Here is a 10,850-nt window from a genome sequence, read left to right as displayed (position 1 = left end):
AATGAAGATAAAGGAGCGACGACCCTTGAAGAAAAAACAGACAAAGGAAAAAACGATTAATCGCGTATTGCTTGGCTTGATCGTATTTTTATTAGCGGTCATCGTGATCAGCTCGATTTTTTACTTGCGTTCCAGTCGTCCGGCGGTCCAGGCGAAAAAAGAAGCAGTAGAAATCGCAAAGAAATATGCAAATCTCGAGGAAGCCGATCATTTTTACTGGTTTACTCGAAAGAAAACGTACTTTTCATTGACGGGTACGAATGATAAAGGAAAAGAAATCGCCGTTATCATTCCTAAATCTGGTGAAAAAGTAAAAGTATTGGATCAAACGAAGGGATTGACTGAAAACGAAGCGAAACAAACAATTGCTGCAGCTCATCCTGAAATCCAAATCGAAAAAGCAGCTTTAGGAATGTACGATGATCAGCCTGTATGGGAAGTAATAGGAAAAGAAACAAATGGAAAATTGAATTATTACCTGATTGGTTTTGAATCAGGAGATGAAGTCAAGACAATCAAAGGAATTTAATAGATAAAGGAATGAATGGGATGGAGTTATCAAAAAGAACGAAACGATTAGAACCATCTGTTACTTTGGCAGCTGCGGCAAAAGCCAAGGCGTTAAAAGCAAAAGGAAGAGATGTGCTGAGTTTGACTGTGGGAGAACCGGATTTTGCGACACCAGAAAACATCCAAGAAGCAGCAATCGAAGCAATCCGCAACGGAAAAGCTAGCTATTATACACCAACAGCAGGAATCCCAGAACTTCGGCAGGCGATCGTTGATTATCTGAAGAAAAATGATGGACTTGTCTATGAATCTTCACAAACGGTCGTAACAGATGGCGCGAAATTTGCTTTGTATACACTTTTTCAAACAATCTTGGACCCGCAAGATGAAGTCATCATTCCTGTGCCTTATTGGGTCAGTTACGGCGAGCAAGTGAAACTGGCAGAAGGCCTGCCTGTCTTTGTGAAAGGGAAAGAATCTAATAACTGGAAAGTTACTGTTGAACAGTTAGAACAAGCACGTTCAGGAAAAACAAAAGCCGTGATCATCAATTCGCCATCGAATCCGACTGGAATGATTTATAGCAAGAATGAACTGCAGGCAATTGGTGAATGGGCAGTAAAAAATGATATTTTGATAGTTGCTGATGATATTTATGGTCGTTTAGTTTATAATGGCAATGAGTTTACTCCAATTGCAACGATTTCAGAAGCAATCAAAAATCAGACCATCATCATCAATGGCGTGTCTAAGACCTATGCGATGACAGGCTGGCGCATCGGTTATGCGGTTGGGAATCCTGAAATTATCAATGGAATGATCGCTGTTGCTTCCCAATCAACTAGCAATCCGACCGCAGTCAGTCAATATGCAGCTGTTGAAGCATTGAAAGGCGAGCAAGATACAGTGGAAGAAATGCGGAACGCCTTTGAAGAACGCCTGAATACGTTATATCCGCTTGTGGCAGAACTGCCAGGTGTTTCTCTTGAAAAGCCGCAAGGAGCTTTTTATCTTTTTCCTAATGTAAAAGAAACGCTACGCATGTGTAAGTATGAGAATGTCACAAAATGGGTAGAAGATCTTTTAGAAGAAACAGGGGTAGCACTTGTGACTGGCGAAGGATTTGGGGCACCAGAGAATGTCCGCATGAGTTATGCGACTGATCGGGCTACGTTAGAAGAAGCGGTACGCAGAATCAAGCAATTTATTGAGAGTAAAAGTCAAAATTAATCCTGAAGAAATTCAAGGAATATAAAAGGAGAGTCATACGTGGAACAAATTCAAATCATCGATTCGAAAAACCATGTGGGAGAAACAGTAACAATCGGCGCTTGGGTCGCAAATAAACGATCAAGCGGAAAAATCGCATTTTTACAATTAAGAGATGGAACAGCCTTTTTCCAAGGGGTGGTTGTAAAAAGCGAAGTGCCAGAAGAAGTTTTCCAAACAGCTAAAAATCTGCACCAAGAAACATCTGTGTTAGTAACTGGAGAAATTCGTGAAGACAGCCGTTCAAAATTCGGTTATGAAATCGGGATTACAAATGTGGAAGTAGTAAGCGAGAGCCACGATTATCCAATCACACCAAAAGAACACGGAACAGATTTCTTGATGGATCATCGTCATTTATGGCTACGTTCTTCAAGACAACATGCGATCATGCAAATCAGAAATGAAATCATTCGTGCAACGTATGAATTCTTTAATCAACATCATTTTGTCAAAATCGATCCGCCAATCTTGACTGGTTCAGCACCAGAAGGCACAACGGATCTATTCGAAACAAACTACTTTGATCAAAAAGCCTATTTATCTCAAAGTGGCCAATTATATATGGAAGCTGCTGCTATGGCTTTCGGAAAAGTCTTTTCATTCGGTCCGACTTTCCGTGCTGAAAAATCAAAGACACGCCGTCACTTGATTGAATTCTGGATGATCGAACCAGAAATGGCCTTCACTCACCAAGAAGAAAGTTTAGAAGTACAGGAGCAATATGTAGCCTTCTTAGTACAAAATGTTTTAGATCATTGCGAATACGCATTGGATGTACTAGGACGAGACAAAGAAGCCTTAAAAACTTATACAAAATTGCCATTCCCTCGTATTACTTACGATGATGCAATCGAATTACTGAAGAAAAATGGATTTGATGACATCGAATGGGGCGAAGATTTTGGTTCACCTCATGAAACGTTCATTGCGAATTCATTCGAACAACCTGTCTTTATCCTAAACTATCCAAAAGCCATCAAGCCATTCTACATGAAACCACATCCAACAAGAGAAGACGTGGTGATCTGTGCAGATATGATCGCACCAGAAGGCTACGGTGAAATCATTGGCGGAAGCGAACGGGCAACGGACTATGATTTCTTGTTAGAACAAATCCGTGATCACGGTTTGGATGAAAAAGAATATTCATGGTATCTTGATTTACGTAAATACGGTTCTGTTCCGCACTCTGGTTTTGGTCTAGGTCTTGAACGAACAGTCACTTGGATTGCTGGTATCGACCATGTGCGTGAAGCTATTCCATTCCCACGTTTGTTGAACCGAATTTATCCATAAGAAGTGATGAAAAAGCTGTTTAGTTTCGAGTATTAAGAAAAATTTTGTAAAAAATGGCTTTCCACATTTTTACATAAATTTGGCTTAATACCGAGAAACTGGCTTTTGAACACCGTTTAAGGAAGAGGTTGTGAAATCAGTGCCTTGACCTGAGTATTAGAGAAACAAAACGGAAAAATAGCTTCTCATATTTTACCGTTTTTTGAGCTAATATCGAGGGTCAGCTGATTGAACACCGTTTATTCTAAAAAAGAACTGCGAGCTCTCGCAGTTCTTTTTTTAAATACGGGATAAAGGAAGTTTCCAACAGACAAGAGAAGAAAGCAAAAGAAATTGCTATTTGATTCACAAGGTTCTATAATGAAATCGCAATCAATCCAACATATACAAAGAAGGCGATTCAAATGGAGATCCGATTTGATGATGCTTCTGCTGCTGAAATAAAGCAGCATCTAGCACCTGAAAACAAACTAATATTAACATTCGAAGATGGAATAGGTCCGTATTCTCAGCATGCAATGATCCACATGCAAGTTCAATTCACCCTTGGAATCATCGGATCAGATATGTCGACAGAAAGTTATGACCAATCTATCCCAAGCAATCTAGGAGAGATATTAGTAAAGGGATATTCGTTGGCAGACTTAGATGAGCATATGAATATACGTTTTGATGCTTCTCGTCATATTTTGAGTTTGACGGGCGACAGTGGGCTGATTGACGGAAACTTAGGTCTGATCGATTTCACTGAATCAAACAACGAAGGAATCAAGAAAAATCCGGCACGTTAAGAAAAAAGCATAAAAAACTAGGCACTTGTTGAGTATTCATCCAATCGTTTGAGGAAACTAGGCGGGTGTCTTTTTTTATACATCTATTTACTCTTTCGTCTTGGCAGAGCTTATGGGATAATATAAGGAAGAAAATCGTCGTTTTATTCAAAAAGGAGTTTTTGACAAATGAAAACACGCGTGTTATTTATTGGTGACAGTATTACAGACGCAGGAAGAGACCGTTCAGAAGCAACGGATTTAGGTAAAGGGTATCCGCTTTTGATTGCCGGGAAACTAATCTCACGATATCCAACGATGGAATTTGAATGTATAAACCGTGGGATAGGAGGAGACAAAATTGCAGATCTGCAAGCGCGCTGGCAAGAAGATTGTTTAGCTCTGCAACCTGATTATGTATCGATTTTGATTGGAATCAATGATACGTGGCATAATACTGGAGATCAAGCTATATTCGGCACTGAGAAATCTGTGCAGCAATTTGAATCCGTTTATCGAGAGTTACTAAATGAACTACAAGCAGCTGGAATCTGCAATATCGTATTAATGGAGCCTTTTGTACTTCCTGTGACAAATGATCGTTATGGGTGGCGCAAAGACTTAGACCCTAAGATCCAAACCGTTCGTAAACTCGCAAAAGAATATGGCACATTACTGATTCCTTTAGATGGAATATTCAATGCTTTAGGAATCGCTTATGGTTTTTCGAAATATACAAAAGAAGATGGCGTGCATCCAACGATTGGCGGACACGAGATTATTGCACAAAGTTGGATAGATGCGATTTCCGCAGTTGATTTTTTTAGTGGAAATAAAAATGAACGAAAGAAAAGGGAGAAATGATGGAAATACGAAGGGCAGTAAAAGAAGATCTCCCTCAAATCAATCAGCTGATTACTGATCATCCAGAATCATTCGTAAAAGTAAAAACGGCAGCTGAACTACATGATAGGAATAAACTATTGATCGTTGCTGTAACAAAAGAAAACAGGATCATCGGTTTTGCGCAAGCAGATGAACAGCAATCAGAAGAACGGGTGGATCAGCGACCAGCAGGAAAACTAATCCAACACACATTAGTAACAAAAGAAAAAACGGAAGAAATCCAAAAAAGATTTGCGGAATACTTGATGCTGGAAGCTAAAAAAAGAAAAATCAAATCGTTTTTTGTCCAGTTCTAATTAAAAACTGTAATAAAAGGAGAAATACAATGAGTTGTTTAGGAAATGTCATCTGGTTCATATTTGGCGGACTAATTGGGGGTCTTAGCTGGTTAGCAGCAGGGGTACTTTGGTGTATCACGATCATCGGTATCCCCATCGGTATGCAGTGTTTTAAAATCGCCTCCCTTTCTTTTGCGCCTTTTGGCAAAGAAGTAATTTATCACCAGTCCGGCATGTCATTGATTGTTAACATCATCTGGCTGATCGTTTCAGGTCTCCCAATTGCTCTTGGACATGTCGTCAGCGGCATCCTTCTATGTATCACGATTATAGGGATACCATTTGCAAAGCAATCTTTCAAACTTGCTCGATTAGCGTTAATGCCATTTGGTGCAGAGATTATATAAGTCAGGATGTTCTAAAAGAGTGTCCTAAACATGTTTTATGAACGAGAGGACTGGATGAAACACAACTATCACGTGTTTTATCTGGTTCTTTTTATATTTTGAAAACTCATTTTTTCTTTCGGATACCTTGACATATGAATGTACATTCATTTATAATTAGTTATGAAGAGATATTCATATGTTAAGGCGAGGAGGTCATTAAAATGAAAAGTTACAGATTAGAAGGTTTAGATTGTGCGAACTGTGCGATGAAAATCGAAAAAGGAGTCCAGCAAATCGATGGAGTCAAGGAAGCAACGGTAAATTTCACTTCTGGAAAACTAACGATTGACGTAGCGGAAGATCGATTAGCTACGGTTGAACAGGAAACAAAAAAAGTAGTGAGGGAATTAGAACCAGACGTCAAGGTAACAGAAATAGATAAAGAAAAAGTATCTGAACATGGAAATGAAAAAGAGAGAAACACGCTGATCCGGATTTTATTTTCACTTGCAGGTATCGCTGTTTTGCTATTATTTGATTTTAACGAACCAATTCGTTTGATAGGATATTTATTGATTTATCTGCTGATAGGATATGATGTAGTGAAAAAAGCGGTGATGAATATCGTCAAAGGACAAATCTTTGATGAAAATTTCCTCATGTCTGTGGCTACGATCGGCGCTATGTTGATCGGTGAATATCCAGAAGCCGTAGCAGTGATGCTGTTTTATCAAATCGGCGAATATTTCCAAGGATTGGCAGTCAATCATTCAAGAAAATCGATTCGTGAATTGATGGCTATTCGTCCAGAAACAGCGCACATACAGACAGAAGAAGGATTGATGACCGTGAATCCTGAAGATGTGCAGATTGGTCAGTATGTACTTGTTAAGCCTGGTGAACGTGTACCGTTAGATGGAACGATCATCGAAGGAGAATCATTAGTCGATACATCCGCACTTACAGGTGAATCCGTTCCTAAATCTGTATATGTTGGTGAAACAGTATTAAGTGGATTTATCAATAAAAATAAACCATTTTTAGTTCAAGTAGAAAAATCCTATGAAAATTCTACCATCAGTAAATTATTAGAATTAGTAGAAAATGCCAGCAGCAAAAAAGCACCAGCTGAAAATTTCATTACCAAATTCGCGCGATATTATACACCAGTCGTTGTAGGGTTGGCCGTCTTATTGGCTGTTTTACCTCCAATAGTTTCTGGAGCGGCGTTTTCTGAATGGATCTATCGGGCGTTGACGTTTTTAGTGATCTCATGTCCATGTGCATTAGTGATTTCCGTACCACTTAGTTTCTTTGGTGGGATCGGCGGAGCAAGTAAAATTGGTGTATTAATAAAAGGTTCAAATTATTTGGAGTTGCTTGCACAAACTGAGACAGTGGTTTTCGATAAAACTGGCACATTAACAAAAGGCGACTTTTCGATCCAGACGATCGATCCAACAGGAATTGATCCAAAGAAATTTATGCAATATATTGCAAGTGCAGAACAGTTTTCTACACATCCGATTGCGCAATCCGTTTTAGAAGGCTACGAAGGTCCGCTTTTACCGGCAACAAATATCCAAGAATTTGCAGGTGAAGGAATCTTAGCTGAAGTTGACAGCAAACAAATATTAGTAGGTAATCACAAATTGATGGAAAGGTTTGAAATCTCTTTTCCTTCAAGTCAAGAAATCGGTACATTGCTTTATATAGCAATCAACCAAAGTTATAGTGGTTATCTTGTCATTGCGGATACCTTGAAAGAAGATGCCGTAGACGCATTGGTTCAACTAAAACAGGCTGGTGTCAAGCACATAGTCATGTTGACAGGTGATTCGAAAAAAATCGCTGATCATATCGGGAAGCAAGTTGGCGTGGACAAGATATACAGTGAATTACTCCCAGAAGATAAAGTACAGCGGTTAGAGGAAATCTTACAAAGAAGCAATAAAAAGACCGCCTTTGTCGGAGATGGAATCAACGATGCACCAGTGCTAGCAAGAGCAGATGTAGGGATTGCAATGGGTGGATTAGGAAGCGATGCTGCAATTGAAGCAGCAGATGTAGTCATCATGAACGATCAACCATCGAAGATTGCAGATGCGATCCGGTTAGCAAAGAAAACATTGAAGATCGTCAAGCAGAACATTGTTTTTGCTATTGGGATAAAAATATTGGTACTTGCCTTAGGTGCTTTTGGTTTTGCAACAATGGGAGATGCAGTATTTGCAGATGTCGGGGTAACAGTCCTAGCTGTTTTGAATGCCATGCGAAGCTTACATGTAAAAAATAAATATTGACCAGTAGAGAGGACGAATGAACGTCCTCTTTTTTTATACCTTTTTCTTAATAAAAGAATACAAAGAAAATGGCTAAGATTATAAAATAACTGATGTTTTTAATTTTGCAGAAAATTCAAAATTGCTTTAAATACAATAAAATCAATGAAATCAAAGAAAACAACTCCTTTTTTTGATGGAAAAAATATGAAAAAATGATGTGTATTAAATAAAAGAATACACACATAAAATAACGCTGTCTTGTAAGTTTGTTAAAAATTGAATATGATTACATTTGGTTAACAAATTTTTATTATAAAGGAGAGAACGAATGAACAATAAACAATTACGCTGGTTCACTGTTGCGTTAATTGCATTCAACATGGTTTGGGGCATGGGGAATGTAGTTAATAACTATGCCCAGCAAGGAGTATCAGTTGTCACCTCTTGGCTATTGATTCTAGCCATTTATTTCATTCCATACGCATTGATCGTTGGACAATTAGGCTCAGCCTTCAAGGATAGTAAAGGAGGCGTCAGTTCATGGGTCGAAAATACGACATCCAATAAACGGCTGGCATATTATGCTGCTTGGACTTACTGGGTCGTGCATATTCCTTATTTGGCACAAAAACCTCAAGCCATCCTGATTGCAGGGGGTTGGGCGGTCCAAGGAAACGGAAATATCGTAAATACGATGTCAGTCCAAATGGTAGCAGTTATTTCACTTATTATATTTCTTGCCTTTTTATATTTATCAACAAAAGGACTTTCTACGTTGAAAGTGATCGGCGGATTAGCCGGAACAGCGATGTTCGTCATGTCGATCTTATTTATTCTTTTAGCAGTAACGGCGCCGTTCATCAACCCAACGATGGAATTTGCCACACCGCATATGAATCAAGTGAAAACATATATTCCAACCTTTGACTTCAGTTATTTCACAACCGTCTCTATGTTAGTATTTGCAGTTGGAGGAGCGGAAAAAATATCCCCTTATGTCAACTCTACAAGAAACCCTGCAAAAGAATTTCCTAAAGGGATGATTTTCTTAGCAGCAATGGTAGGGATTTGTGCTGTATTAGGTTCAGTCGCAATGGGCATGCTGTTTGCTAGCGATAATATTCCTAAAGACTTGATGGCAAATGGGGCATACAGTGCTTTTCAAATTTTAGGTAATTACTATGGTATCGGTAACTCATTGATGATTATTTACGCATTGACAAATATGATCGGACAAATCTCCGCATTAGCCTTTTCAATCGATGCACCGTTAAAAATCTTGTTAGCAGATGCAGATCCAGAATTCGTACCAAACTGGCTACGTAAACGTAGTCATAAAGGTACATTAGTAAACGGCTATCTTTTGACAGGTATCCTAGTAGGAATCATTATTTTGCTGCCAATCTTCGGTATCAAAGATATGAATGAATTAGTTAAATGGTTGACGAACTTGAACTCAGTTGTTATGCCAATGCGTTACCTATGGGTATTCTTGGCGTATATGATGTTGAATAAAGCTTATAAGAAATTCAATTCTGAATATAAATTTGTCAAAAATCCAAAAATCGGGTTTATCTTCGGTGCTTGGTGCTTTGCCTTCACTGCGTTCGCCTGTATCTTAGGAATGGTGCCAAAAGTAGATTACACTGCGGATCCTAAAGCATGGTGGTTCCAGCTATTCACGAATATCATCACACCAATCGTCTTGATCTTATTAGGCATGATCTTGCCGGCCATCGCTCGTCGAGACAAAAATAAAGAAATCACTGAGCCAGAAACTGTGGTTCAGCCTTAAATATAGAAATACTTGTTACAAGAGGTTGTAACAGAAGTGGTCAGCTGATTGAACACCGTTTACCCAGAGGTCGGGAACTTGCCGTTTCACTCTGAGTCACAAGGAACAAGTTCAAAAAACAGCTTCTCATGTTTGTTGAATAGTGTGACTTGTGACCGAGGAGTTGGCAGGAGAACACCGTTTATTCGGAACAAGGGACTTTGACACGACTTTTGTCACAGTCCCTTGTTTTTTTGTGGCATTATAAGTGGTATGATCGAACCAAATTCCAAAGAGAAGTGAGGGAGGAAAATGAAGATCATCGTGATTGGACAAAGTGGGTCGGGAAAATCGACCCTCGCAAGGAAGATCAAAGAAATCACCGGCTTTCCGCTACTGCCTCTAGACCTTTTATGGCATACGACAGATTACAGTATTCAGGCAAAACAGTGGTTTTTACAAGAACAGCAATCGTTTATGGTATCTAATCCGTCATGGATCGTTGAAGGAAATTATACTTCTACGTTAGAAGAGAGAATCAAAGAAGCAGATAAAATCATTTGGCTTAAAGTGCCGCGTTATGTCGCCATCTACCGAGTAGTTTGGCGTTCTCTAAAAAGAAAGATAAACAAAAAATCACGGCCAGATATGCCTGAAGCATTTACAGAGAAACTAAACAGGGAATACGTAGAATTTTTATCTTTTATCTGGCATTTTGAAGAAAACAATGAACCGAAAATACAGCAACTGATCCAAGAAAACCATGCACGAAACAAACTGATCATCCTTAAAACAAGAGGGGAAAAACAAGAATTTTTAACTAAATTGAAAATAGAGAGCAAAAATAATTGACAGTTTTTGTTTACAAGTGTAATCTTTATTCATAAGCTATTGATTACATTTGTAAACGAAAGGTGTGAAATAAGTGAAGAAAGTCAAAACGCCGGTAAAAATCAGCGATTCAGAATGGGAGATCATGCGGGTTATTTGGACACTTGGGCAGACGACTGCCCAAGAAATCACGCAGATCTTAGCTGATTCGATGGATTGGAAACCAGCAACGATCAAAACTTTGCTGGGACGTTTGGTAAAAAAAGAAGTGATCTGGACAGAACAAGAAGGAAAAAAATTCATTTATCATCCAACTGTCTCAGAGATGGAAACAGTTCGTAGTGCGACGGAGAATCTTTTTTCCCATATCTGTGCAAAAAGGATTGGAGAGACGATTGCGGATCTAGTAGAAGAAGCTACTTTGACTCAAGAAGATATCAATGAAATCTTGAAACAATTAGAACAAAAGCAACCAGTCGAAACAATCGAATGCAACTGTATCCCAGGTCAATGTGAATGTAAACAACATCAATAGGAGG

General features: G+C 38.9%; 11 protein-coding genes. All 11 read left to right on the top strand.

Annotated features, from left to right (window positions below):
- Nucleotide 1 precedes the first annotated feature (1 nt).
- A complete protein-coding gene (locus AB3I27_RS06030; protein ID WP_368022937.1) occupies nucleotides 2-529 on the top strand; it encodes a DUF5590 domain-containing protein in 528 nt (175 codons plus the stop codon).
- A 20-nt stretch (nucleotides 530-549) separates the two neighbouring features.
- Nucleotides 550-1,740: a pyridoxal phosphate-dependent aminotransferase gene (locus tag AB3I27_RS06025; protein ID WP_002344389.1), complete on the top strand. Its 1,191-nt coding sequence runs from the start codon at nucleotides 550-552 to the stop codon at nucleotides 1,738-1,740.
- A gap of 39 nt (nucleotides 1,741-1,779) precedes the next feature.
- The gene (gene asnS, locus AB3I27_RS06020) at nucleotides 1,780-3,078 is read left to right on the top strand and encodes an asparagine--tRNA ligase (protein ID WP_368022936.1); all 1,299 of its coding nucleotides are present in this window, start codon (nucleotides 1,780-1,782) and stop codon (nucleotides 3,076-3,078) included.
- Between the two features lie 404 nt (nucleotides 3,079-3,482).
- Nucleotides 3,483-3,869, top strand: a complete 387-nt coding sequence (locus AB3I27_RS06015; protein WP_002308691.1) for an iron-sulfur cluster biosynthesis family protein — start codon at nucleotides 3,483-3,485, stop codon at nucleotides 3,867-3,869.
- Between the two features lie 168 nt (nucleotides 3,870-4,037).
- Complete coding sequence (locus AB3I27_RS06010; RefSeq protein WP_002320309.1) at nucleotides 4,038-4,712, top strand: SGNH/GDSL hydrolase family protein; 675 nt, start codon at nucleotides 4,038-4,040, stop codon at nucleotides 4,710-4,712.
- Complete coding sequence (locus AB3I27_RS06005) at nucleotides 4,709-5,050, top strand: hypothetical protein (protein ID WP_002316395.1); 342 nt, start codon at nucleotides 4,709-4,711, stop codon at nucleotides 5,048-5,050. The genes AB3I27_RS06010 and AB3I27_RS06005 overlap by 4 nt, the downstream gene beginning before the upstream one ends.
- A 29-nt stretch (nucleotides 5,051-5,079) precedes the next feature.
- Nucleotides 5,080-5,439 (top strand): YccF domain-containing protein, encoded by a 360-nt coding sequence (locus AB3I27_RS06000; protein WP_002291778.1) that lies wholly within the window; start codon nucleotides 5,080-5,082, stop codon nucleotides 5,437-5,439.
- A 203-nt stretch (nucleotides 5,440-5,642) separates the two neighbouring features.
- Nucleotides 5,643-7,724: a heavy metal translocating P-type ATPase gene (locus AB3I27_RS05995; protein WP_368022935.1), complete on the top strand. Its 2,082-nt coding sequence runs from the start codon at nucleotides 5,643-5,645 to the stop codon at nucleotides 7,722-7,724.
- Between the two features lie 310 nt (nucleotides 7,725-8,034).
- Nucleotides 8,035-9,501, top strand: a complete 1,467-nt coding sequence (locus tag AB3I27_RS05990; protein ID WP_002291780.1) for an APC family permease — start codon at nucleotides 8,035-8,037, stop codon at nucleotides 9,499-9,501.
- A gap of 291 nt (nucleotides 9,502-9,792) precedes the next feature.
- Nucleotides 9,793-10,332, top strand: coding sequence for a topology modulation protein (locus AB3I27_RS05985; protein WP_002313548.1), 540 nt, complete (start codon nucleotides 9,793-9,795; stop codon nucleotides 10,330-10,332).
- Between the two features lie 73 nt (nucleotides 10,333-10,405).
- Entirely contained in the window at nucleotides 10,406-10,846 is a 441-nt protein-coding gene (locus tag AB3I27_RS05980) for a CopY/TcrY family copper transport repressor (protein ID WP_368022934.1), read from the top strand.
- The last annotated feature ends 4 nt before the right edge of the window (nucleotides 10,847-10,850 follow it).

It is taken from the genome of Enterococcus sp. C46, from assembly GCF_040887565.1.
In the GTDB taxonomy this organism is placed as follows: Bacteria; Bacillota; Bacilli; order Lactobacillales; family Enterococcaceae; genus Enterococcus_B; species Enterococcus_B lactis.
Note: the sequence above shows the minus strand (reverse complement) of the source record. Positions and strands in the feature narration are given on the sequence as shown.

Bases quoted from the DNA above. Each gene is read 5' to 3' on its own strand.
- AB3I27_RS06030 (WP_368022937.1), top strand. From the start codon at position 2: ATGAAGATAAAGGAGCGACGACCCTTGAAGAAAAAACAGACAAAGGAA.
- AB3I27_RS06025 (WP_002344389.1), top strand. From the start codon at position 550: ATGGAGTTATCAAAAAGAACGAAACGATTAGAACCATCTGTTACTTTG.
- AB3I27_RS06015 (WP_002308691.1), top strand. From the start codon at position 3,483: ATGGAGATCCGATTTGATGATGCTTCTGCTGCTGAAATAAAGCAGCAT.
- AB3I27_RS06010 (WP_002320309.1), top strand. From the start codon at position 4,038: ATGAAAACACGCGTGTTATTTATTGGTGACAGTATTACAGACGCAGGA.
- AB3I27_RS06005 (WP_002316395.1), top strand. From the start codon at position 4,709: ATGATGGAAATACGAAGGGCAGTAAAAGAAGATCTCCCTCAAATCAAT.
- AB3I27_RS06000 (WP_002291778.1), top strand. From the start codon at position 5,080: ATGAGTTGTTTAGGAAATGTCATCTGGTTCATATTTGGCGGACTAATT.
- AB3I27_RS05995 (WP_368022935.1), top strand. From the start codon at position 5,643: ATGAAAAGTTACAGATTAGAAGGTTTAGATTGTGCGAACTGTGCGATG.
- AB3I27_RS05990 (WP_002291780.1), top strand. From the start codon at position 8,035: ATGAACAATAAACAATTACGCTGGTTCACTGTTGCGTTAATTGCATTC.
- AB3I27_RS05985 (WP_002313548.1), top strand. From the start codon at position 9,793: ATGAAGATCATCGTGATTGGACAAAGTGGGTCGGGAAAATCGACCCTC.